The sequence below is a fragment of the Mycobacterium appelbergii genome (assembly GCF_032883035.1).
Taxonomy (GTDB): domain Bacteria; phylum Actinomycetota; class Actinomycetes; order Mycobacteriales; family Mycobacteriaceae; genus Mycobacterium; species Mycobacterium appelbergii.
Genome location: NZ_JAMQTH010000019.1, coordinates 62,396 through 85,482, shown reverse-complemented (window position 1 = coordinate 85,482; position 23,087 = coordinate 62,396). Strand labels below are relative to the sequence as shown.

Annotated in this window: 20 protein-coding genes; 15 read left to right on the top strand and 5 right to left on the bottom strand. The window is 66.2% G+C overall.

Annotated features, from left to right (window positions below; genetic code table 11):
• The first annotated feature begins 3 nt into the window (after nt 1-3).
• The 3 genes from M1247_RS32610 (at nt 4) to M1247_RS32600 (ending at nt 3,763) form a co-directional block, all read left to right on the top strand.
• Nucleotides 4-1,023 (top strand): TIGR03842 family LLM class F420-dependent oxidoreductase, encoded by a 1,020-nt coding sequence (locus M1247_RS32610; RefSeq protein ID WP_317160578.1) that lies wholly within the window; start codon nt 4-6, stop codon nt 1,021-1,023.
• A gap of 31 nt (nt 1,024-1,054) precedes the next feature.
• A complete protein-coding gene (locus M1247_RS32605; RefSeq protein ID WP_317160577.1) occupies nt 1,055-1,903 on the top strand; it encodes a nitrilase-related carbon-nitrogen hydrolase in 849 nt (282 codons plus the stop codon).
• 252 nt (nt 1,904-2,155) lie between these two features.
• Nucleotides 2,156-3,763, top strand: coding sequence for an NCS1 family nucleobase:cation symporter-1 (locus tag M1247_RS32600; protein WP_317160576.1), 1,608 nt, complete (start codon nt 2,156-2,158; stop codon nt 3,761-3,763).
• 31 nt (nt 3,764-3,794) lie between these two features.
• Here M1247_RS32600 and M1247_RS32595 read toward each other — a convergent pair whose 3' ends face one another.
• Both M1247_RS32595 and uvrB read right to left on the bottom strand, forming a co-directional pair.
• Entirely contained in the window at nt 3,795-5,189 is a 1,395-nt protein-coding gene (locus tag M1247_RS32595) for an MFS transporter (protein WP_317160575.1), read from the bottom strand.
• 45 nt (nt 5,190-5,234) lie between these two features.
• The gene (uvrB, locus tag M1247_RS32590; RefSeq protein WP_317160574.1) at nt 5,235-7,394 is read right to left on the bottom strand and encodes an excinuclease ABC subunit UvrB; all 2,160 of its coding nucleotides are present in this window, start codon (nt 7,392-7,394) and stop codon (nt 5,235-5,237) included.
• Nucleotides 7,395-7,453: 59 nt separating this feature from the next.
• Between uvrB and M1247_RS32585 the strand changes: the two genes are divergently transcribed.
• Together M1247_RS32585 and M1247_RS32580 are read left to right on the top strand one after the other, a co-directional pair.
• A complete protein-coding gene (locus tag M1247_RS32585) occupies nt 7,454-7,975 on the top strand; it encodes a ribonuclease FAU-1 family protein (RefSeq protein WP_317160655.1) in 522 nt (173 codons plus the stop codon).
• Complete coding sequence (locus tag M1247_RS32580) at nt 7,972-8,511, top strand: hypothetical protein (protein WP_317160573.1); 540 nt, start codon at nt 7,972-7,974, stop codon at nt 8,509-8,511. The genes M1247_RS32585 and M1247_RS32580 overlap by 4 nt, the downstream gene beginning before the upstream one ends.
• Here the strand turns inward: M1247_RS32580 and glsA are convergent.
• A complete protein-coding gene (glsA, locus tag M1247_RS32575; RefSeq protein ID WP_317160572.1) occupies nt 8,508-9,413 on the bottom strand; it encodes a glutaminase A in 906 nt (301 codons plus the stop codon). The genes M1247_RS32580 and glsA overlap by 4 nt on opposite strands.
• A 203-nt stretch (nt 9,414-9,616) precedes the next feature.
• Here glsA and M1247_RS32570 point away from each other — a divergent pair, with 203 nt between their 5' ends.
• Nucleotides 9,617-11,152, top strand: coding sequence for an APC family permease (locus M1247_RS32570; protein ID WP_317160654.1), 1,536 nt, complete (start codon nt 9,617-9,619; stop codon nt 11,150-11,152).
• A gap of 91 nt (nt 11,153-11,243) precedes the next feature.
• On the opposite strand, the gene M1247_RS32565 is transcribed toward M1247_RS32570, so the two are convergent.
• Complete coding sequence (locus M1247_RS32565; protein WP_317160571.1) at nt 11,244-11,975, bottom strand: FadR/GntR family transcriptional regulator; 732 nt, start codon at nt 11,973-11,975, stop codon at nt 11,244-11,246.
• Nucleotides 11,976-12,147: 172 nt separating this feature from the next.
• On the opposite strand from M1247_RS32565, the gene M1247_RS32560 reads away from it, so the two are divergent.
• The 9 genes from M1247_RS32560 (at nt 12,148) to M1247_RS32520 (ending at nt 21,906) form a co-directional block, all read left to right on the top strand.
• Entirely contained in the window at nt 12,148-12,879 is a 732-nt protein-coding gene (locus M1247_RS32560) for an SDR family NAD(P)-dependent oxidoreductase (protein WP_317160570.1), read from the top strand.
• Complete coding sequence (locus tag M1247_RS32555) at nt 12,876-14,159, top strand: YlbE family protein (protein WP_317160569.1); 1,284 nt, start codon at nt 12,876-12,878, stop codon at nt 14,157-14,159. The genes M1247_RS32560 and M1247_RS32555 overlap by 4 nt, the downstream gene beginning before the upstream one ends.
• The gene (locus tag M1247_RS32550; RefSeq protein ID WP_317160568.1) at nt 14,156-14,923 is read left to right on the top strand and encodes an SDR family NAD(P)-dependent oxidoreductase; all 768 of its coding nucleotides are present in this window, start codon (nt 14,156-14,158) and stop codon (nt 14,921-14,923) included. The genes M1247_RS32555 and M1247_RS32550 overlap by 4 nt, the downstream gene beginning before the upstream one ends.
• Nucleotides 14,920-15,978, top strand: a complete 1,059-nt coding sequence (locus tag M1247_RS32545) for a hypothetical protein (protein WP_317160567.1) — start codon at nt 14,920-14,922, stop codon at nt 15,976-15,978. The genes M1247_RS32550 and M1247_RS32545 overlap by 4 nt, the downstream gene beginning before the upstream one ends.
• A 2-nt stretch (nt 15,979-15,980) precedes the next feature.
• The gene (locus M1247_RS32540; RefSeq protein ID WP_317160566.1) at nt 15,981-17,273 is read left to right on the top strand and encodes a type I glutamate--ammonia ligase; all 1,293 of its coding nucleotides are present in this window, start codon (nt 15,981-15,983) and stop codon (nt 17,271-17,273) included.
• Entirely contained in the window at nt 17,270-18,652 is a 1,383-nt protein-coding gene (locus tag M1247_RS32535) for a glutamine synthetase family protein (RefSeq protein ID WP_317160565.1), read from the top strand. The genes M1247_RS32540 and M1247_RS32535 overlap by 4 nt, the downstream gene beginning before the upstream one ends.
• Before the next feature lie 31 nt (nt 18,653-18,683).
• Nucleotides 18,684-19,628: an alpha/beta hydrolase gene (locus tag M1247_RS32530; RefSeq protein WP_317160564.1), complete on the top strand. Its 945-nt coding sequence runs from the start codon at nt 18,684-18,686 to the stop codon at nt 19,626-19,628.
• Nucleotides 19,625-20,353 carry an SDR family NAD(P)-dependent oxidoreductase gene (locus tag M1247_RS32525; protein WP_317160563.1) on the top strand — a complete coding sequence of 243 codons (729 nt, stop codon included), beginning with the start codon at nt 19,625-19,627 and terminating at the stop codon, nt 20,351-20,353. Before M1247_RS32530 ends, M1247_RS32525 begins: the two co-directional genes overlap by 4 nt.
• Nucleotides 20,354-20,442: 89 nt before the next feature.
• Nucleotides 20,443-21,906 carry a flavin-containing monooxygenase gene (locus M1247_RS32520; RefSeq protein ID WP_317160562.1) on the top strand — a complete coding sequence of 488 codons (1,464 nt, stop codon included), beginning with the start codon at nt 20,443-20,445 and terminating at the stop codon, nt 21,904-21,906.
• Here M1247_RS32520 and coaE read toward each other — a convergent pair.
• Nucleotides 21,903-23,030 (bottom strand): dephospho-CoA kinase, encoded by a 1,128-nt coding sequence (coaE, locus tag M1247_RS32515; protein WP_317160561.1) that lies wholly within the window; start codon nt 23,028-23,030, stop codon nt 21,903-21,905. The two genes, M1247_RS32520 and coaE, sit on opposite strands and share 4 nt — an antisense overlap.
• Nucleotides 23,031-23,087: the final 57 nt, after the last annotated feature.

Sequence of the window (23,087 nt, the reverse complement as noted above, 5' to 3'; positions counted from 1 at the left end):
TCAATGGATTTCGGCATCGTGCTGCAGCCCAATCCGCCAGCTTCGCGCGTGGTGGAGTTGGCGGTCGCCGCAGAGAACAGAGGGTTCGACTACGTCTGGACGTTCGACTCGCACGTGCTGTGGCAGGAGCCCTACGTCATCTACAGCCAGATTCTGGCGGCCACCCGCAAGGTCATCGTCGGCCCCATGGTCACCAACCCCGTCAGCCGCGATGCGACGCTGACCGCGTCGTCGTACGCGACGTTGAACTCGATGTTCGGCAACCGGACGGTGTGCTCGATCGGCCGCGGTGACAGCGCCGTGCGGACGCTGTCCGGAAAGCCCGCGACGCTGGCCACTCTGCGGTCGGCGGTCAAGGTGATCTCCGATCTGGCCAACGGACGCTCCACCGAGGTCAATGGAACCACCGTGCGCCTGCCGTGGGCGTCGAAGTCCACACTCGACGTCTACGTCGGCGCCTACGGCCCGAAAGCTCTCGACCTGTGCGGTCAGGTCGCCGATGGATTCCTGCTGCAGCTGGCTGATCCCGACATCACCAAATGGATGATCGAACGGGTCAAGAACGCGGCGGCCGACGCCGGACGTAACCCCGACGACATCAAGGTCTGTCTCGGAGCACCGGCGTACATCGGCGACAACCTCGACCACCAACGCGATCAATGCCGCTGGTTCGGCGGAATGGTCGGCAACCACGTCGCCGACATCGTCGCGAGGTACGGAAACAGCGGCGCGGTACCCCAGGCGCTCACCGACTACATCCTGGGCCGCGAAGGTTACGACTACAACGAACACGGACGCGCAGGCAACTCACACTCGGACTTCGTGCCCGACGAGATCGTCGACCGCTTCTGCATCCTCGGGCCCGCCGAAGCTCACATCGCCAAACTGCAGGAACTGCAGAAGCTCGGCGTCGACCAGTTCGCGATCTACCTCCAGCACGACGACCAGGACCACACACTGGCCGAATACGGCAACCGGATCATCCCGGCGATCAACCGCGCCGGCGACGCCGTGCTGGCCTGACAACATCATTCAACGAGAAAGGCACCACCCAATGACCACCATCAAGGCAGCCATCACCCAGGTGGCATGGACCGGAGACGAAGAGTCGATGGTCGCCAAGCACGAGGACCTTGCCAGACGCGCCGCCGGCGCCGGCGCGCAGATCATCTGCTTTCAGGAGCTCTTCCACGGACCCTACTTCGGCATCGTGCAGGACCAGAAGTACTACGAGTACGCACAAGCGGTTCCCGGTCCCCTCACCGAACGGTTCTCAGTACTCGCCAAGGAACTCGGTGTCGTACTCATCCTGCCGATCTATGAAGAGGAGATGGCAGGCGTCTACTACAACACCGCGGCTGTGATCGATTCCGACGGAAGCTATCTCGGCAAGTACCGCAAGAACCACATCCCCAACCTCGATCGATTCTGGGAAAAGTTCTACTTCCGGCCCGGCAATCTCGGTTACCCGGTCTTCGACACCGCAGTGGGCAGAGTGGGCGTGTACATCTGCTACGACCGCCACTTCCCTGAAGGTTGGCGCGAATTCGGCCTCGCCGGCGCCGAACTGGTCTTCAACCCGTCGGCCACCAAACCCGGCCTGTCCAATCGACTCTGGGAGATCGAACAGCCGGCGGCCGCCGCCAACAATCAGTACTTCGTGGCGGCAAACAACCGAATCGGCACCGAGACCGGCGAATTCGGCGAGCAGGCCGTCACCTTCTACGGAAGCTCCTACTTTGTCGATCCACGCGGCAACTACGTCGGCGACGTGGCATCCGAAGACGGCGAGGAAATCGTCCTACGCGACCTCGATCTGTCCCTGGTACGCGCCGCCCGCAACGACTGGCAGTTCTACCGCGACCGCCGCCCCGAGTCCTACGAGGCCATCCCCGCCCGATAGATCGCACGTGGCGTCCCCGCCGCACGGCGCGAGTGTGCAGGTGCACTATATGTCGCGGAAATATGGTTGCATCCTGCCATCGCCGCCGGAACGTCAGCGGCCTAATATGGGCAACCAGCACACAGTGGGCGACGTCACATCTCGCGGGCAATCGTTACCTGTGCCACCGACCACGCTCCACGAACCGATCCGGCCGGCACCCGACCCAATACGCCACCTCGATCACGATCCCGCTCACAGATGGAGTCGCCAATGCGCTCGAAGGCACCTGAAATCCCGACTGCGGCCGAGTCGCCGTCGATTCCGCTGGATGCGCACGGACACACCCTCGAAGCCGCGCTCTACAACGAGGACCTGCGGCCCATTCATCCCCGCATGCGTACCTGGAAGAGCCGCGTCTATCTGACGCTGTGGGTGGCGATGTGCATGAACCCCGCCACGTGGACGCTGGCCGCGTCCCTCATTGCGTTGGGCATGAACTGGATTCAGGCGCTCTTCACGATCGTGCTGGCCAACCTGATCGTGCTCATCCCGATGCTGCTCAACAGCCACGCCGGCGCCAAGCACGGGATCAGTTTCCCCGTGTTTGCCAGGGCAGCCTACGGTGTGCGCGGCGCGAATCTGCCCGCGGTGATGCGCGGACTCGTCGCCTGCGGCTGGTTCGGCATTCAAACGTGGTTCGGCGGTCTGGGCCTCAACCTCGCACTGGGCGCGGCGATCGGACCGTCCTGGTCGCAGGTTCAGCCGGTCGATCTCGGCCTGATCGGGATGGTGCCGATAACCACCTTGGCCTGCTACGCCGTCGTGCTCGCCATTCAGGTGGCGGTCATCTACAAGGGCTTCGAATCCCTGCGCCGCTTTCAGACCATCGCTGCGCCGACCATGGTGGGCGCCGTGGTGATTCTCATCGTCGTACTCCTGTTCAAGACCGGCGGGGATCTCGGACCGGTGGTGTCGCAGCCCTCGGCGCTGGGGTGGGGATCGCACTTCTGGCTGGCGGTGTTCCCGATCAGCCTCATGGCCAATATCGCGTTCTGGTCGACCCTGTCGCTCAACATGCCCGACTTCACCAGGTTCGCCGAGAACCAGCAGGCGCAGCGCCGGGGCCAGGCGTGGGGTCTGCCGGTGACCATGCTTGTCGTGTCCCTGATGGCGATCCTCGCCACATCGCTTGCCGCACAACATTACGGCGTGCCGCCCGGCGAGCTGTGGAATCCCGATGTCCTGGTGTCCCATTTCGGTAGTCGGGTCGCGGTTTTCGTCGGCGCCCTGGCCATCGTGATCTCCAGCGTGCAGACCAACATGGCGGCCAACCTCGTCAGCCCCGCGTTGGATTTCGCCAACGCGTTGCCCAAGTTCATCAACTTCCGTCGAGGCGTGCTGGTTTCGGTGGCGCTCGGCACGCTGGTACTGCCGTGGAAGCTGCTGGCCAGCCCCGAGACCTATGTGTTCGTGTGGCTGGGATTCTATGGCGGCGTGATGGGCGCCGTGGGCGGTGTCATCGTGGCCGACTATTGGCTGGCCCGCAGAACCGAACTGCGGGTCCCTGAGCTGTTCACGTTCGGCGGCCATTACTACTTCACCAAGGGGTGGAATGTCCGGGCGGTGATCGCCACGGCCGTCGGAGCGTTCGTCGGGGTGGGCGGAGCCTATTCGGCGGTCGGAGCCGACGGAGTCAAGAGCGGCCCCTTCCCCGCCGACGGCGTCGTCCCGCTACTGCGGCCGCTGTACGACTACAACTGGGTGGTGGCGTTCTTCGTCGCGATGGCCACCTTCTGGGTGTTGGCGTCGCATCGACGGCACAGCCACGAAACGGTCCCCTTCGACGCGACGGCGGCACCGGCACCAGCGGGCGCATGATGCCGGTGCCGCACGGGCGTGGCGCGCAACGCTAGGGGCGGCCCGAACGGAACGACGCGACCGCACCGACCACCGCCAGCCCCGCGAAGACCCCGAAGAGCCAGGGCGTCGCGGCGGCGCCACCGGTGTCGCTCAGGTTGACGACGACACCGGCCAGGCCCGCGCCGAAGGCCCCGCAGATCAGCTGCACGGTGTTGATCGCCGCGGCCGCTGCCGGGCCCTCCGCCGGATCGTTCACATTGGTCATCGCCCACGCGGACAGGTGAGGCCACGCGATGCCGATCCCTGCGCCGGTGATCAACAGGGCCAGCGCCCACAGCGCCACCAACCACAGCGGCATGCCGTCGCGCACCAACACCGCGCCCGCCGCCAGCCCGATCGCCATCACCAGCGGTGCCACCGCCACGGTTCGCACGATCACCCGACGGCTCTGCACCGATGCGCTGACGATCTCCCCGACGGTCCAGCCGACCGACAGCACCGCCCCGAAGAAGCCGGCCGCCACCGGCGTCATGTGCGCGAGCCGCTGCCCGAACAGCGGCACGTACATGTCGACCATGGTGGCGGCCATCAGCACACCGAGCGTCAGGTAGATCCATTTGAGGGGGCCGGGACCGAATGTGCTGGGCGGCAACACCGATGCGGGTACGCGACGGTCGACCATGACGAACACGGCCACCAGCACGACGCCGAGGGCCAGTAGTGCGGCCGTGGCCCGCGGATCGTGCGGTATGCCCGCGACACTGACGGTCATCGCTGCCGCTCCCAGCAGCATCAGGGACCACACCGGTATGGCAGGCGGCGACCCCCGGTGCGCGGCGCCGTCACGGCCCGGCAGCGCGATCGGCACCAGCACGGCCATCGCCACGGTCAGCACCACCAGCACTCCGAAGGCCCAACGCCATTGCCCGAACTGCGCGAACAGTCCACCCGCCGCCGGACCCACCAGCGTGCCAACCCCCCACATCGCCGACACCAGAGCAGATGCCTTGGTCCACAAGGTGTTCGGAAGCGCAGTGTTGATCACGGCGTAACCCAGCCCGGCCAACAATCCGCCCGCGAAACCCTGCACGAGGCGCCCGACCAGCAGAACCTCCATGCTCGGCGCCAGGGCACAGCCGAGGCTTCCGGCACCGAAAACCGTGAGCCCACACAGATAAGCCAGCCGCGGACCCAGACGCATCAGCACGGAGTGCACGGTGGTGGCGGCGACCACCGAGGCAACCAGGTAGACCGCGGTGACCCAGGCGTAGAACCGCTGACCGCCGATGTCGGCAACAGCGGTGGGCAGCAGGCTGATTGTCAGGAATTCGTTGGTGGCATACAGCAGGATTCCGCCGGCCAACACGGTCGACGCACCGAGGTGTGCCGGACCAAGTAGCTGGCGCCAGGTTCCCGTGGCATCGGACGTCGCGGTGTCGGTCACGACGGTGACGCTAAGTCCTCAACAGCAGTTGAGGTCAAGGCCGGCTCACTTGAGCCCGGCGGCATCCATGCCACGTAGTTCCTTCTTCAGATCGGCGACCTCGTCGCGGATCCTTGCCGCCAGTTCGAACTGCAGATCTCGGGCTGCGGTCATCATCTGCTCGGTCAAATCCTTGATGAGGTCGGCCAACTCGGCCCTGGGCATGTTCGCGGTGTCACGGCCCTCGACGATGCCCGCACTGACCGCGCGGCCCGGCTCGCCCTGCGCGCGACGCCCCCGCGACGCGTTGCGACCCGACCCGCCGATGTCGACGGTCTCGGTATCGTCGGCCTCCCGGTACACCTGGTCGAGGATGTCGGCGATCTTCTTGCGCAACGGCGTCGGGTCGATACCGTTGGCCTCGTTGTAGGCGATCTGCTTGGCGCGCCGCCGCTCGGTCTCGTCGATGGCCTGACGCATCGAATCGGTGATTTTGTCGGCGTACATGTGCACCTCACCCGAGACGTTCCGGGCGGCGCGGCCGATGGTCTGGATCAGGCTTCGGGTCGAGCGCAGGAAGCCTTCCTTGTCGGCATCGAGGATCGAGACCAGTGAGACCTCGGGCAGGTCCAGACCCTCGCGCAGCAGGTTGATGCCGACCAGCACGTCGTACTCTCCGAGCCGCAGCTGCCGGAGCAGTTCGACGCGGCGCAGCGTGTCCACCTCGGAGTGCAGGTAGCGCACCCGGATCCCGAGTTCGAGCAGATAGTCGGTGAGGTCTTCGGCCATCTTCTTGGTCAGCGTGGTGACCAGGACCCGCTCGTCCCGCTCAGTGCGCTTGCGGATCTCGCCGATCAGATCGTCGATCTGGCCCTTCGTCGGCTTGACCACCACCTGCGGGTCCACCAGGCCCGTCGGCCGGATCACCTGCTCGACGAACTCACCGCCGGCCTGGCTCAGCTCGAATGCCCCCGGCGTGGCCGACAGGTACACCGTCTGGCCGATCCGGTCGGCGAACTCCTCCCAGGTCAGCGGCCGGTTGTCGACCGCCGATGGCAACCGGAACCCGAAGTCCACGAGGTTGCGCTTGCGGGACATGTCGCCCTCGTACATCCCGCCGATCTGTGGAACGGTGACGTGGGACTCGTCGATCACCAGGAGGAAGTCCTCCGGGAAGTAGTCGATCAGGGTGGCCGGGGCAGTGCCCGGGCCCCGTCCGTCGATGTGCCGGGAGTAATTCTCGATACCCGAGCAGAAGCCGACCTGCTTCATCATCTCGAGGTCGTAGTTGGTGCGCATCCGCAGCCGCTGCGCCTCCAGCAGCTTGCCCTGACCCTCGAGTTCGGCCAGCCGCTCCTCAAGCTCGGCCTCGATGCTCGAGATCGCCTGTGCCATCCGCTCGGGGCCCGCGACATAGTGGGTGGCCGGGAAGACCCGCAGCGAGTCGACCTTGCGGACCACGTCCCCGGTCAGGGGGTGCATGTAGTACAACGCCTCGATCTCATCGCCGAAGTACTCGATGCGCACCGCGAGTTCCTCGTAGGACGGGATGATCTCGACGGTGTCGCCGCGCACCCGGAACGATCCGCGGGTGAACGCCATGTCGTTGCGGTTGTACTGGACATCGACCAACAGCCGCAGCAGGCTGTCGCGCGGCACCTCGTCGCCCACGTTCAGCTCGACCGAGCGGTCCAGGTAGGACTGCGGTGTGCCGAGACCGTAGATGCACGACACCGAGGCCACCACCACCACATCGCGGCGTGACAGCAGACTCGACGTGGCGGAGTGCCGCAGCCGCTCGACATCGTCGTTGATCGAGCTGTCCTTCTCGATGTAGGTGTCGGTCTGGGCGATGTAAGCCTCGGGCTGGTAATAGTCGTAGTACGACACGAAGTACTCGACAGCGTTGTGCGGCAACATTTCCCGCAACTCATTGGCCAGCTGGGCGGCAAGGGTCTTGTTCGGGGCCATCACCAGCGTCGGCCGCTGCAGCCGCTCGATCAACCATGCGGTGCTCGCCGACTTGCCGGTGCCCGTGGCGCCCAGCAGCACCACATCGCGCTCGCCGGCGTTGATCCGCTGCTCCAGCTCGGCGATCGCCGTGGGCTGATCACCGGCAGGCTCGTACTCACTGACCACCTCGAAGCGGCCGCCGACACGAACGATGTCGTCGACAGCCCGATACTCCGAATGCGCAAGAACCGGGTGTTCGGTCGCGAAGGCCATGGTCACCAGGGTAGAACTGCATCCCGACAAGTTCTCTTCCCGCGCGTTAGGCTGACCCCATCCACGCACCCAAACACGAAACGTTTGACCTGCTCACCTGCACGAATACCGATCCGAAAGGGATCGTGCGGGAAGTTGACGTCTACACGGTCGAGCCTTGGGGCCTGTACATGGCGCGACCGACACCGGGCCGAGCCCAGTTCCACTACCTGGAGTCCTGGTTGCTGCCGTCGCTCAATCTGCGCGTGAGCGTGTTCCATTTCAACCCCGGCCACGAGCGCGACCAGGACTACTACCTGGACATCGGGCGGTTCACCGCGGGAACGACGGCCTGGCATTCCGAGGATCACTATCTGGATCTGGTGGTGCGGACCGGGGCCGGGGTGGAGTTGTGCGATGTGGACGAGCTGCTCACCGCGGTGCGCCACGGCCTGTTGCCCCCGGAGACCGGCGAGCAGGCCGTGCACACCGCCGTCGATGCGATCGACGGGCTCGCCCGGCACGACTACGACCTCCACCGCTGGCTGGCTGGCAACGGCATGGCCCTCGCGTGGAGAGGGGCGTATGGTCACCAATCATGAGCCCTACTAAGCACATGGCGATGGCGGCTGCCGTGCTGGCTGGTCTGCTCTCCAGCGCCCAGCTCATGCCCGCCACTGCGCTGGCCGAGCCCGAGACTCCGCCCGAGCCCCAGGTCGAGGCCCAACCGATCCAGCAACTGCACAACGTCATCTACCGGGCACGCATCGACGGGGTTTCCCGCAACGCGAGGATCACCTACAAGATCGACGACAGCCAGCTCAACACCGCCGATCCCACCATGCTGCCGGGCCGCACGTTCGAGGCCACCGGCGTGGTGACCGATCCCCAGATGGCCGGCATGACCGTGAGCATCGACTGGCCGTACTCGGCGAACCTGCACTGCGAGATCCTCGTCGACGATCAGATCACCGCCCAGGCGGACACGTTCGTCGCCCCGCGCCTTACCCGGCAGGACAACGACCCCGGTTACGGCAGCCTGCCCTGTGGTGCGGCACCGGCCGACGGCGCGGCACCGGCCGCTGTGTTGCCCGCCGATCCGGCGCTCCCTGCCGGACCCGAGGCACCTGCGGCTTAGAAGACCGACCAGCCCGCCAGCCGGGCGAACTCCTCGATGGCAGCGACACCGCCCGCGGAATTGCCGTCGGCGTCCAGCGGCGGGCTCCATACGCATACGGTGCCCCGGCCCGGCATGACGGCCAGCACCCCGCCCCCGATACCGCTTTTGGCCGGTAGCCCGATGCGGTAGGCGATGTCACCCGCGGCTCCGTACATGCCCGAGGTGAGCAGGACCGCGTTGACCCGACGGACGGTCGCGGCCTCCAGCGCGCTGCGGTTGCCGTGGCGGTCGGCCAGGAACAGCGCGGCCCTCGCGATGGTCCGCACCGACGCGGTGATCGCGCACTGTGCGAAGTACTGGCCAAGCACCTGGTCGATGGGGTTCATCAGCCTGCCGTGCTCGGCGAGGACATGCGCGATCGCGCGGTTGCGGTGGTCGGTCAGCGTTTCGGACCGGGCCACCTGCGGATCGGAGTACACGGACCCCGCCTCGCCGGATCCGGCGTCGCACGCCCGGAGCAACTGGACGTTCGCCTGCACCGCATCACCGGTGTGCTGCAACAACCGGTCGGTGACGACGAGCGCTCCCGAGTTGACAAACGGGTTGCGAGGCCGCCCATGGTTGCGCTCCAGATCGGCAACAGATCCGTATCCGGCATCGGTGGGGTCCCAGCCCACATGAGCCCACGCGTCCGGATCGTGCTGCAGCAACGCGCACAGCGCGAAGAGTTTGGACAGGCTCTGGATGGAGAACCCCAGCGTGGCGTCACCGATGTCGGCCAGCCCGCCGTCAACGGTGGCCACCGCCATCGCAAACCTGGTGGCGGGCACCCCCGCCAGCGCGGGCACCTGCCGACTCACCTGCCCGCTGCGGGCGGCGCAGCGCCCGGCAATCTCAGCGGACCGCAGGTGACCCTGCATGTGAACCCTCCCGCACGACTCCTGTCGGGCCCGGCCCGAATCCAAATTCATCTAAAACCACTAGCCAATAGACCAAATCGACCCGCATTCAAACCTGTTCGTGTAAACGTTATGTCACGCGTCAATCCGTTAGGACTAAGGGTCTTGTCTTTAGACCTTTACCCACTTAGGCTCGCGGAAACCCAAATGGAAGGCAGGTGGCGATGGCAATCGACTACGTCCCGGGGACCGGCGCGGAAAGACCCGCGCAGGGTGAACGGCAAGCCACCCTGAAACGCGGTGCGATCGGCTTGGCCGGCGTGGTGTTCATGGTGGTCGCATTCTCGGCACCGATCACCGCGATGACCGGCAACCTTCCTGTCGCAGTGGGCTTCGGCAACGGCCTCGGCGCCCCCGGTGGCTTCGTCATCGCCACCATCGTGCTCACCATCTTCAGCATCGGCTTCGTGGCGCTGGCCCGCCACATCACCGCGGCTGGTGCGTTCTACACCTTCGTCTCCCGGGCCTGGTCGAGAGTCCCCGGCCTGGCCGCCGGTGTCCTACCGATGATCACCTACATGACGATGGAAGCCGGCCTCATCGGCATCTTCTCGGCGTTCGCCGACCAGGCCTTCACCGCACAGTTCGGACTCGATCTGCCGTGGGAGATCTATGCCGCCATCGGCCTGGTTGTCATCGCCGCACTGTCACACTTCGACATCTCGGTGGCCGCGAAGGTCCTCGGCGTCGTTCTGGTCAGCGAGATCGCCATGCTCTCGGTCACCGCGGTCGCCGGCCTGCTCAACCATCCGGACGGGATGAGCTTCACGTCACTGAATCCGCTGACCGCACTAAACACCAACGGTGTCGCCGGCGGCGTGGTCGGGCTGGGCCTGCTGATGGCGTTCTGGTCGTGGGTGGGCTTCGAGTCGACGGCGATCTACGGCGAGGAGTCGAAGGATCCCAAGCGCATCGTGCCGAGGGCCACGCTGATAGCGGTGATCGGCATCGGGGTGTTCTACACCTTCGTCTCCTGGGGCGTGGTGGTCGGCAACGGGCCCACCAGGGCCGTCGAACTCGCATCGGGTCCGACACCGTTCGACCTGCTGTACGCCCCCACGGCTCAATACGTAGGCCCGTGGGCGGTAACGGTTTTCGAGTGGCTGGTGGTCGGAGGTTCGTTCGCCTGCGCGTTGGCGATCCACAATTCCGCGGCCCGTTACCTGTTCGCGTTCGGCCGTGACGGCCTGCTCTGGCGCCGCCTCGGCGAAGCACACCGCAAGCACGCGTCCCCCTGGATCGCATCGTTGACCCAGACCGTGATCGCCGCCATCCTGGTGGCTGTCTGTTCGCTGACGCGTTCGGATCCCTACGCCGATCTGTTCGTACTGGTCGCGATCCTGGCGACACTGCTGCTGTTGATCGTGCAGACCATGTGCTCGATGGCCACCGTGATCTACTTCCACGTCAAGAAGGAGCATCCCGAGACCGCATCCTGGTGGCGCACCCTGCTGGCCCCCATCGTCGGCGGTGCAGGCATGGTCTACGTCATCTACCTGATGGCGTCCAATATGCAGGCGGCAGCGGGCGCCGCCTCGGACACGTTGTTCTTCAAGGCAATTCCGTACCTGGTGGTCGGGCTGTCCGTCGGCTCGATCGCGGTCGCGCTGTACTGGCGCAGTTCCAGGCCGGATCTGTACCAGCGCATCGGCAGCACGATCTTCGATGACCACGAGCCTGCCCGCGAGCCGGTCAACTGACCCGGCACCGCCGGGCACGCGTCCGGTGCGATCCCCAACCCCCCAAGGGTCGCACCGGACGCATCCCGATGTTGAAGTCCAGAGAAACGGATCAGCGCTTGAGCCAGGATTCGATCGTCTGCCGGGTGTCGTTGATGTGCTCTTCCATCCGGGCCGCGGCAAGCTCCGGTTCGCGGTTCTCGATCGCCTCCAGGATCGCCTCGTGATAGTCGTTCGCGTTGGGCTCGAGGCGACCGAAAATCGCGCCGACCGGCAGCCACATCCGTCGGCGTGCGTCAGCCACCGCGTCCAACAGGCGATCGTTCTGCGCGGCTTGGGCGATACCGAGATGGAACGCCGAATCCAGCGTCTGGAAGTCCGTGGTGTGCTGGGGCGACTGATCATCCAACGCGGTGTGCAGCGCGGCGTCCATTCCGGTCAGCAGCTTGTGCAGCTCCGCCAGTTCGGCCGCGCGACGCCGCTCGGCGGCCAGTCGGGTGGCGCCGGTCTCGACGATGATCCGGTAGTCGAAGGCATCGCGGATGTCGCGCTTGTTGCGCCGCATCTCGCGTCGCATCTCGGCCGCGTCGTACACCGGGGCCTGAACCGTGAACCCACCGCCGCGACCCCGGCGCACCGCGATCAGCCCTTCGCGTTCCAGCACCGCCACCGCGGTGCGTACCGTCGTCCGGGACACGTCAAGCATGTCGGAGAGCTCACGCTCGGTGGGAAGCCGATCACCCGGGCGGAACCGGCCCAGATCCAGGGCGCGTCGCATCTGGTCGACAACCAATTCATGCGCCGGGATCTGCCGGACCGGAACCAATGCCGGTTTCGCTGACATGCCAACCCCCCCTTCCAAAGTGCCCACAGGCTACCGCACACCCCCTGCAATTTGGATTTGCCTTGCCCAATAGACCATACAGAAATTAAAGTCCTAAAAACTTGACCTATAGCCCTTTCGAGACGAAACTTGGTGGAGTCCAGGGCAGCTGAGCACGCGAAGGGATCGTGGATTGAGTAACAAGGTGATCGTGACGGGCGGCGCCGGGGTCATCGGCCAGGCGATCTGCCGACGCCTACTGGCCAGTGACTACACCCCGGTGGCGGCGGATCTGAAACCCGCAGTCGATGCGCTGGACCTGGAGCAGGCCGGCCTGACGGGCGCGCTCGCGGTGGCGATGGATGTGTCGGATCTGGAGAGTGTGCGGGGTGCGGTGGGTTCGGTGGTTGGTGAGGGTGAGTTGTTGGCGGGGTTGGTCAACTGTGCTGGTGTGTTGCGGGATTCGTTTCTCGGTGAGCTTGATGAGGCGAAGGTGGAGTTGATGTTTCAGGTCAATATCGCCGGGATGGCCCGGGTCACCGACACTGTGGCACCCCGGCTCGCCGAGGGGGCGGCGATTGTCAATATCGGCAGTCTGACCGGGCATTTCGGCCGGTTCCGCGGTGCGTCGGTCTACGGTGCCACCAAGGCCGGGATCGCCGCCTACACCCGGTATCTGGCCGAGGAACTGGCCCCACGCGGGATCCGGGTCAACAACATCGCCCCCGGGGTCATCCGGGCCCCGATGAGCCCCTCGATGGCCCGGGTCTCCGGCGGCGAAGAACGCAGCGCCGGCTACGCGATGCTCAACCGGATCGGTGAACCCGAAGAAGTCGCCGAAGCCGTGGAATTCATGCTGTCGCCGCGGGCATCGTTCATCACCGCACAAACCCTGCTCGTCGACGGCGGCGTGGTGGCCTGGTGAACACCAAACTTCATACCCCCGCCGGCACCCCCACCACCATCGATGTGGAGGCCGCCAACACCGCCGCGTTCACCCGCCTCGATCAGGCCGACCCGTGGGTGATCGACGTGGCCCCGGCCGGTGAGGTCCTGCCCGGCTACCGCGACAACCTGGTACTGACCTCGGGAGCACCGATGGGCTGGGCGGACTACACCGGCGGACAACGCGACGCCCTGATCGGCGGGGCCCTGTTCGAAGGCCTGGCCACCAGCCGCGAGGACGCCATCACCAAATTCGCCACCGGACTCATCGAGATCGGGGCCTGTCACGACTACGGCGCGGTGGGCTCGCTGGCCGGCATCTACACCGCCTCCATGCCGGTGTTCGTGGTGGCCAACCGCACCCACGGCAACCTCGGATTCTGCAACTTCTACGAAGGCAAAGAACCCCGCCGACTCAACTACGGCTGCTACGACGACGGCGTCCGCGACCGCCTGCACCACGTCAACACCGTGCTGGCCCCGGTCATCGGTGAGGCCATCCGCCGCCAGGGCGGCATCGCCCTCAAACCCCTGATCGCACGCGCCCTGCGCATGGGCGATGAAGTGCACAGCCGCAACACGGCCGCCTCGATGCTGTTCAACCGGGCCATCCTGCCCGCCATCCTGGACATGACCGAGGAGAAGGTGGCCGGGGTGCGCGAGACCATGCTGCATCTGGCCGACAACGACTATTTTTTCCTGCGCCTGTCCATGGCCGCAGCCAAGGCCTCCGCCGACGCCATGACCGTGCCCGGCTCCACCCTGGTCTCGGCCATGGCGTTTTCCTGCCGCGGGTTCGCCATCAAACTCGCCGGCCTCGGCGACCAATGGTTCCACGGCCCACCCCCGATCCACGAGGGCAAACTGTTCGCCGGGCACACCGACGACGAAATCACCTGGATGGGCGGAGAATCCCCGATCACCGAAACCATCGGCCTGGGCGGCTTCGCCCAAGCCTGCGCCCTGTCACTGCAGGAATACCAGGGCGGCTCCCCCGAGGTGATGATCGCACGCAACCAAGAGATGTATGCCATCACCCACGCAGAAAACAACACCTACCGCATCCCACTGTTCTCCTTCGCCGGCACCCCCACCGCCATCGACGCCCGCAAAGTCCTGGACACCGGCATCCTGCCCGTCATGGACGTCGGCCTGGCCGGCCGCGACGGCGGCCAGATCGGCGCAGGCATCATCCGCGCACCCCGAGAATGCTTCCACCACGCCATCACCGAACACACCCACCAATACCGGCCCTCATGACCACCCGAACCACACCACTGACCTACACCGGCACCCACGCCCTCATCACCGGCGCCGCATCCGGCATCGGCGCCGCCACCGCGGCCGCCTTGATGTCCGCCGGGATCCGCACCATCCGGCTGGACATCCGCGAACCCGAGCCCGACGCGCGGTACGGGGCCGACCTGCAGGTGTGCTGCGCCGCCGACGTTCGCGATCCGGCCTTACCGGCCGTGCTGCGTGACCATGGCGTCGGCACCGAGGAGATCAGCTATCTGGTCAACTGCGCGGGCGTCATCGAGCACACCGGATTCAGCGACGTCAGCCGGGAGCAGTGGTTGCGATGCCTGGAGATCAACCTGGTCGGCGCCTACCACGTGCTCGACGCCCTGACACCGGCGTTGCGGAAGGCCGAGACCGCCGCCGTCGTGAACATCACCTCCATCGAGGCCAGCCGGGTCATCGCACTCACCAACCCCGACCCCACCCCGCAGTACGCAGCGTCCAAGGCCGGTCTGCAGATGCTCACCCAGAGCGCCGCGCGTGCCCTCGCGGTCCACGGGGTGCGGGTGAACAGCATCGCGCCGGGATTCGTCGCCACCCCGATGGCGGCCACACACGGTGACACCAGCAGCCTGCCACCGGCGCTTGCCGCGCGCGTACCCGCGCGGCGATTCGCCCAGCCAAGTGAAATCGCTTCTGCGGCAGCATTTCTACTCAGTGATCAGGCCGCCTACATCACCGGCGCCGAATTGCGCGTCGACGGGGGGTTCGCGCTGACATGACCGTCAACCCCAGTCCGGCCGTGGTGGCGTTCGAACCCTCCCTGGGACGCAACGCCCGCACCGGCGATTGGCTCCAGCTGGCGTGTGGAACATTCCGTACCGCCGCTGAGCGGGCGCGCAGTCACGAATGGGAGGCGGCCGCACAGCTGGTCGAGGTGTCGGTGCTGGAGGCCGATGAACTCCGGGAGATCTACGACCACTGGCCGGAGTCGACGCTGGAGTGGATCAGCGCACATGACGTCAGCCGGGCCGATCTGGACGCCGCGGTGCAGCGTCTCACCGATCTCGTCGGTACCCAGGCGATGGCAGGCATCGGCGCCGAATGGCCGGACTACACCGCCTCCGTCGGCCGCGCCGCGCGCGCCTGCCGGGATCAGAACCCCGCCGCTCCCGAGCTGATCGAGTCGGCACGGCTGGTGTGGCAGCACATCCACGACCGGGCAGTCGACCGGGTGGCCGGACTCATCGACGTGGCGGTCACCCTCGTCGGCGAGTCGGCGCTCGGTGAACTCTGGGATTTCCTGATGGGCGACTGGTACGAGATCCACGCCCGCCGTTACTCATTGGACAACCAACCGTGGACCGAATCGGCACATCAACTGATGATCGCCATCGTCGACGGGTTCCACGCGCACCTGACCGGAACCGGCCGTCAAGGCGACATCGAACTGATCCACGAACCCGGCCGCACCGGATTCCGTTTCGCACCGTGCGGGTCCGGCGGCAGGTCGTTGGACGCCCGTATCACCGGTGGGGCACCGCGCGCCGGTGCACCATTCGGATTCGCCGTCACCACCGAGCCTCACGACTGGGCGTGGAACACCGTCGGCATCTGCTCCTACTGCGTGCACTGCTGTCAGCTCAACGAGGTCATGCCGATCGATCGGCTGGGCTATCCGACCCGCGTGATCGACCCGCCCACCTGGACCGCGGAGGACCCCACCACAGCCTGCACGTGGTGGGTCTACGACGACCCCGCCGATGTGCCCGACCGCGTCTACCGCCGGGTCGGGCGCGACCCCGCCCGCCGCCCGCGCAAGAACCAGGAGAACTGAGCATGGCAGACACTGTGGCGATGACCCAGCTCGAAGTGGCCGATTACGACCTCGGTTTGCGCGGCAAGCTCGTCCGGTCCGAGAAGACCCACGGGGACACCAGCCTGGCATTCTGCACGATCGTCTACGGCCTGTCACTGACCGACGACGTCACCGACACCCCGTTCAGCAGCGCCGCAAACGGCTACCCCGACGCGCTGCTGATCCCCGACGAGAGCACTCGCATCCCGCTGCCCTGGCGCCCAGGAACCGACGCCGTCATCGCCGAACTCGTCGACGCAGACCGGCGACCGCTGGATCTGTCACCGCGCGCCGTGCTGCACACCCTGACCGACCGCTACGACGCCCTGGGGCTGGCCCCCGTATTGGGGTACGAGTATGAGATGTGGATCTTTGCCGCTGACGGTGCCGCGCCGGCCGGAGTGCTTTCCGGCCACGCCCCGCACGGCCGGACCGAGAACGCCTACAGCCTGACCCGATGTGCCGAGATCAACGGCCTGGCAACCGAGTTCGTCAACCGGATGGACCAGATCGGCATCGAGGTCGAGATGTTCCATGCCGAACTGGGACCCGGCTTCTTCGAGTTCACCCTGGCACCGGCACCGGCGGTGCAGGCCGCCGACAACGCGGTCCGGGCTCGGCAGTACCTGCGCGACCTGTGTGCCGAACGCGGTCTGCACGCAAGTTTCATGGCCAAACCCTTCGCCGCCAAGTCCGGGGCCGGCGGGCACGTGCACTCCAGCCTCAACCGGGACGGGGCCAACGTGTTCGCCGATCACACCGGTGCCCTCTCCGCCGACGGCAGCCACTACCTGGCCGGCCTGCTGGAGGCCATGGCCGACACCGTGCTGATGCTCAACCCGAACGTCAACTCCTACAAGCGCATCGACCCGGCGATGTTCACTCCCGGAACCGCCACCTGGGGTTACGACGACCGGGGCGCCGCGGCCCGCGTGATTCTCACCGACCGCCGATCGGCGCGCGTCGAACACCGCAGACCTGGAGCCGACGCCAATCCGTACATCGTCGCGGCGGCGCTGCTGGCAGGCGGCCTGCACGGGCTCCTCGAGAAGCTGCCACTGCCCGACGCCGATGCCGACGCGAGCGAGCTGCCCGGCGACCTGAGCACCGCGCTCGCCCAGTTCGAGAGCTCGATCTGGCTGGCCGACCTGCTCGGCAAGCCGTTCTGCACCTCCTTCGCGGCCACCCGCAGAGGCGAGCTGCAACGCTATGAGCAGTGGTTGCGAAACACCATCACCGACTGGGAACTGCATCGACACCTGGAGCACCAATGAGCACCACATCCACTCTGCTTGATCTCGACCGATTCGAGGAACTGGCCCGTGCGGGTGAGATCACCACGGTGATCTGCGCCGCCCCCGATCCGTACGGGCGGCTGGTCGGCAAGCGGCTGACCATCGGCGGGTTCCGCACGCTGGCGCTGCAGGGCAGCGGCGTCAATGCCAGCAGCTTCATCTTCGCCGTGGACCTCGAGATGAATCCTCTTGATCTACCGGTCTCCAACGCGGCCAACGGGTGGGTGGACATCCGCCTCGTGCCGGACCTGTCGACCATGCGCCGGGTCCCGTGGGAGCCGACCGCGGCCCTGGTCATCTGCGACGCCTACCACATGGACTCCGACGAACCGCTGGCCGTGGCGCCCCGCACCATCCTGCGGACCCAGCTCGACCGGGCCGCGCAGCGTGGACTGAGCTTCAAGTTCGCCTCGGAGCTGGAGTTCTATCTGGCCGCCACCCCGCCACGCGAAGCCTGGGAGCTGGGATACCAGAACCTCAAGATGCTGTCGGATTACCGCTCGGACTATCAGATGGTCCAATCCGCCCGCGACGACTGGTTCATCGAGCAGATCCGGAACCAGATGCCGGAGTTCGGAGTGCCCGTCGAATCCTCCAAGCCCGAATGGGGTTTGGGGCAGCAGGAGGTGACGTTGGACTACTGCGACACCTTGGAGATGGCCGACCGCCACGTGCTGTTCAAGTACGGCGTCAAGCAACTGGCCCACAACGCCGATCTCACGGTCACCTTCATGGCGAAACCGAAGATCGACGAGGTCGGGTCGTCCTGTCACCTGCATGTCAGCATGTGGTCGGCCGGCGCTGCCTCCGAACCCCTGTGCTGGTCACCCGAAACACAAGGGATGTCGGAGCAGTTCGGGTCGTTTGTCGCGGGACAGCTGCGCCACGCCACCGATATCAGCCTGCTGTTCGCGCCGACGATCAACTCCTACAAACGGTTCCAGCCCGACCAGTTCGCCGGAACGGCGATCGCCCTCGGCAACGACAATCGGTCCTGCGCGTTCCGCCTGGTGGGCACCGGCCCGTCGTTCCGGGTGGAGAACCGCATCCCCGGGGCCGATGTGAACCCCTACTACGCCTATGCCGCCACAATTGCCGCCGGACTCGATGGCATCGAGCACGAGTTGAGCGTGCCGGACGTCTTCGAAGGCAACGCCTGGACCGGAGACGACATCTCGATCGTGCCCACCTCGTTACATCGGTCACTGGACCTGTTCGCCGAATCCAAGATGGCTCGCACCGCATTCGGCGACGACGTATTCGAGCATCTACTTGCCTCCGCGCGCAGCGAACTGGAGGCCTTCGACTCCCACACCGTCACCGACTGGGAGTCCCGCCGTTACTACGAGCGCGTCTGAGCGCCAACCCGATCCACGAAGGAGAAGTCGTATGCCCATCGACCCCACAGCTCAGAAGATGCTGGATGACGCGAAGGCGTCGGGCCGCCCGAACGCACATCTGCTGCCGGTGCCCACCGCACGGCAGAACTTCGAGGACACCCTCGCCGCGCTGGCCAAACCGGCGATGCACCGGGTCGTCGACGTCACCATCGGAACCCGTGACGGCGCAGGCCTTCCCGGGCGGCTGTACCTGCCTGGCGACCGTGAGGATCTGCCGTTGACGGTGTACTACCACGGCGGCGGCTGGCTTCTTGGCAGCATCGATTCCCACGATGTCACCACCCGGTTGCTCGCCAACGCCTCCGGTGGCGCGGTGCTGTCGGTCGGCTACCGCCGCGGGCCCGAGGCACGCTTCCCCACTGCGGTCAACGATGCGCTCGACGCGCTCGACTGGGCACGAAATCCCGCCTCGGGGCTTGGTGTAGACGTCAGCCGTATCGCGGTGGCCGGCGACAGCGCCGGCGGAAATCTCGCCGCCGCGGTGGCGCTGCACCTGCGCGACTCCAACGACCGGGTGCTGTGCCATCAGCTGCTCGTTTACCCGGTCACCACCACCGATCTCAGTCGCGGGATGGATCCCGAGTATGACGGCGTGATGCTGGAACGTGATGAGCTGCAATGGCACCAGGACAACTATCTGCCGGGTCCCGAAGCCGCCACCGATCCTCGTGTCAACGTCCTCGACGCCGAACTCGCCGGGCTGCCCCAGACCACGGTGATCCTCGCCGAATGCGATCCGGTCCGCCCCCAGGGTGAGCTGTACGCCGAGGCGTTGCAGGCGGCCGGCGTCGAGGTGGCCATCCATCGGACACCGGGGATGGTGCACGGGTTCTTCGGGCTGGACGAGGTGTTCCCCACCGCCACCGCAGCAATGACATTCGCCGGTGCGCGCCTCGCTGCGGCACTGGCCCCGAGCGGGCAGCCGGTCCGATGACCCGCACCGCGTTGGTGACCGGCGCCGGCGGCGGCATCGGATCGGCCACGGTGCAGCGCCTGGTGAAAGACGGTGTGCACGTCATCGCCACCGATGTCGGCGCGCGGGCCGAAACCCTGCCGTCGGAGGCCGAGTACGTCGCGTTCGATCTGTGCGACGGTGACCCGGCCGACCTGTTCGGCCTGCTGGGCGGGCGGGGGCTCGACTACCTGGTCAACGCTGCCGGGGTGGCCCTGTTCGACCGCGACGGGTCGATGTTCGACACCGAGGAATCGGTCTGGGATCTCACCCTGGGGGTGAACCTGCACGGCCTTCGGAGGCTCATCACGGCCGCGGTGGATCACCTGCGCCGCGGCGACGGTAAGAGCATTGTCAATGTCGCCAGCACGGCGGGCATCCGGGGCATGGACTCCCCGCTGGACGCGTACCAGGTGAGCAAGGCGGCGGTGGTCTCGCTGACGCGGACCCTGGCCCTGCAACTGGCGCCGGAGGGCATCCGGGCCAACACCGTGTGCCCCGGTGCGATCCTCACCCCGATGATCGACCACCTCTATGTCGACAATCCGGCGCGGCGGGCAGACATGGAGAATCGGACACCGCTGCGCCGCCTGGGCATGCCGGATGAAATCGCCAATGCCATAGCGTTTTTACTCTCCGATGACGCATCCTTCGTCACCGCCACCGACTTGGTGGTGGATGGCGGCTGGACCGCACAGATCAAGTAGCGCTCCCCCAGCTTCGGCTCACCGGGGGTGTTGACAACCTCATTTTTGGTCTAAATAATTGACCTATAGTTCTTTAGATGGGAGACAGGATGAGCGGGCCATCGAAGCCGCGAATCGCCATCATCGGTTCCGGATTCAGCGGTATTGCCGCAGCAATCGCGTTGCGCAGGAGGGGCATCGAGGACTTCGTCATCTTCGAGCAGGCGCCGGCGCTCGGCGGCACCTGGTGGCACAACCGCTACCCGGGTGCCGAGGTCGATCTGGAATCCCACATCTACTCGTTCTCCTATGAGCGGTACGACTGGACCCGCACGCACGCCGGGTGGCAGGAACTCCAGAACTACCTGAACCACGTCGCGGCAAAGTGGGATCTGCCCCGCCGGATCAGGTTCAACGAAAAGGTCGACGATGTCACCTGGTCGGACACCGACCACACCTACACCGTCAGCACCGAATCCGGCGTCGACTACGACCCGTTCACCGCGGTGATCAGTGCCGTGGGCTTTCTGAACGTCCCGCTGATACCGCCGTTCGCCCGGGAGCAGACCGACTTTGCCGGCGCCATCTGCCACACCTCGCGGTGGATCGACGGACTGGACCTGACCGGCAAGTCAATCGGCGTTGTGGGCACCGGCTCGTCTGCGGTGCAGATCGTCACCGAAGCCGAACGGGTCGGCAAGGACGTCAAGGTCTTCCAGATCGAGCCGAACTGGATACTGCCGAAGAAAAGCCACGATTTCACTCCGGTCCAACGTCGGCTCAACCGGTTCGCACCGGTGTACGCCTGGCGTCGCCTCAAGCTGTACGTGAATTACGATCTGCGCCAGTACCGCTCCAGCCATGCCAAGGTCACCGGCTGGACGAACCGCAGAAAACGCGCAGCCGCCGTCGAATACCTCAACCGTGAACTCGGCGACCGTCCTGATCTGCTCGAGCTGGCAACCCCGTCATTCCCGTTCGAAGGCCGCCGCACGGTCGTCAGCGACACCTACTACGCCTCGCTGTGCAGCCCGAAGGTGACCCTGGTGCCGCACGCGGTGAAGGGACTGTCCCGCACCGGGGCGCTCGACGCCAACGGTGACGAGCACGAACTCGACGTCATCGTGCTGGCAACGGGTTTCGACGCCGCCAACTATCTCGGTAACTACCGTGTGCACGGTCGCGGTGGCGCAGAACTGCACGAGCAGTGGCAGGGCGAGCCCGAGGCCTTCCTCGGCATGATGGTCCCGAAGTTCCCCAACTTCTTCATCATGTACGGTCCCAACACCAACGCGAGTCCCTTGGTGTCCTTCTACGAAGCGCAGGCGAGCTTCGCCGCCGGGCTCATCGCGCGGGCCGCCGACACCGGTGCCCGCACCATCGAGGTCCGACGCTCGGCCTTCGCCATCTACAACGAATGGGTGCAGACTCAGCTGTCGAGAACAGTGTGGGCACAAGTCAACAGCTACTTCCAGGCCGGCAGCGGGCGGATCGTATCGCAGTGGCCGTTCGGCGCGACACCGTACATTCTGGCCACCAAGCTGCTCCGCCGGATCGCGGTGCGGCTGAGCTAGGGTCGCCAGCCCGTCGCGTCCGCCCATTCCCAGGCCAGGCGGTAGGCGCCTGCAGTGTCGGCGCCCGGGTTGGCCCGCAGCCAGTCGGTGAACAACAGCGCGTACTGCTGATTCGGCCAACCGGCCACCCGCAGATGAACATTGGTGGGCCGGCCCGGATCCGCCGATGCGTGCAATCGGCTGCGCCACAGCGCCGCATCGTCGGAATGGTCGAACTGTCCGACCGTGCTACGGGCATCCGGCTCGACCGCATCGATGCCGTCGGCAAGCGGCAGGTAGCCGACGGACTGTAACGCGTCGGCGAGTTCGTCGGCAACATCGAGGGATTCGACCGTGACCTGGACATCGATGACGTCGGGTGCATCGGTGCCGGGCACGGCGGTGAGCCCGACATGGTCGACCCGCACGACGCGATGACCGCAGGCGGTCTGCAACCGCGCCACGATCCGGTGCGCCTCGTCGGCCCAACCGGCGTCATACGCCACCGGTTGCAGCGGTGCGGCCACCGCCTCGCCGCTCTGGAGATTGCGCGCGAACGGCAGGATGCGGTTGAACCACAACTGCTGAGCCCGCTCCACGAGGTCGGCCTGACTGCCCGAGTTGTCCAACCACACGTCGGCCACCGCGCGGCGCTGCTCATCGGTGGCTTGGGCGGAGATCCTGGCCCGCGCGTCGGACTCGGTGAAACCGCGGTGTTCGATCAGCCGCGCCACCCGCAGGTTCTCAGCGGCATGGACGATCACCACCAACGGAAACAGCGGCGCCATCTGGGATTCCACGAGCAACGGGATGTCCTCGACGATCACCGCATCCGGCGCGGCCGCCTCGATCAGCTCCGCACGACGCTGCCCGACCAGCGGATGCACGATCCCGTTCAGCGTGGCCCGTTTCTCCTCGTCACTGAACGCGACGGCCGCCAGCGCGGGCCGGTTCAGAGCGCCGTCCGGCAGCAGGATCTCGGGGCCGAAGGCCTCCACCAGACCCGCCAGCCCGTCGGTGCCGGGTTCGACCACCTCACGGGCGATGACGTCACCGTCAACGATGATGCCGCCGCATTCCGCGAACGTCGCCGACACCGTTGATTTACCGGCGCCGATACCGCCGGTCAGTCCGATACGCAACACCCGCCCAGTCTCTCAGGAGCCGCAGACACGAGGAGCAGGGCCCGTCCTGAAACGCCG

Bases quoted from the DNA above. Each gene is read 5' to 3' on its own strand.
- M1247_RS32610 (WP_317160578.1), top strand. From the start codon at position 4: ATGGATTTCGGCATCGTGCTGCAGCCCAATCCGCCAGCTTCGCGCGTG.
- M1247_RS32605 (WP_317160577.1), top strand. From the start codon at position 1,055: ATGACCACCATCAAGGCAGCCATCACCCAGGTGGCATGGACCGGAGAC.
- M1247_RS32600 (WP_317160576.1), top strand. From the start codon at position 2,156: ATGCGCTCGAAGGCACCTGAAATCCCGACTGCGGCCGAGTCGCCGTCG.
- uvrB (WP_317160574.1), bottom strand. From the start codon at position 7,394: ATGGCCTTCGCGACCGAACACCCGGTTCTTGCGCATTCGGAGTATCGG.
- M1247_RS32580 (WP_317160573.1), top strand. From the start codon at position 7,972: ATGAGCCCTACTAAGCACATGGCGATGGCGGCTGCCGTGCTGGCTGGT.
- glsA (WP_317160572.1), bottom strand. From the start codon at position 9,413: ATGCAGGGTCACCTGCGGTCCGCTGAGATTGCCGGGCGCTGCGCCGCC.
- M1247_RS32570 (WP_317160654.1), top strand. From the start codon at position 9,617: ATGGCAATCGACTACGTCCCGGGGACCGGCGCGGAAAGACCCGCGCAG.
- M1247_RS32565 (WP_317160571.1), bottom strand. From the start codon at position 11,975: ATGTCAGCGAAACCGGCATTGGTTCCGGTCCGGCAGATCCCGGCGCAT.
- M1247_RS32550 (WP_317160568.1), top strand. From the start codon at position 14,156: ATGACCACCCGAACCACACCACTGACCTACACCGGCACCCACGCCCTC.
- M1247_RS32545 (WP_317160567.1), top strand. From the start codon at position 14,920: ATGACCGTCAACCCCAGTCCGGCCGTGGTGGCGTTCGAACCCTCCCTG.
- M1247_RS32540 (WP_317160566.1), top strand. From the start codon at position 15,981: ATGGCAGACACTGTGGCGATGACCCAGCTCGAAGTGGCCGATTACGAC.
- M1247_RS32535 (WP_317160565.1), top strand. From the start codon at position 17,270: ATGAGCACCACATCCACTCTGCTTGATCTCGACCGATTCGAGGAACTG.
- M1247_RS32530 (WP_317160564.1), top strand. From the start codon at position 18,684: ATGCCCATCGACCCCACAGCTCAGAAGATGCTGGATGACGCGAAGGCG.
- M1247_RS32525 (WP_317160563.1), top strand. From the start codon at position 19,625: ATGACCCGCACCGCGTTGGTGACCGGCGCCGGCGGCGGCATCGGATCG.
- M1247_RS32520 (WP_317160562.1), top strand. From the start codon at position 20,443: ATGAGCGGGCCATCGAAGCCGCGAATCGCCATCATCGGTTCCGGATTC.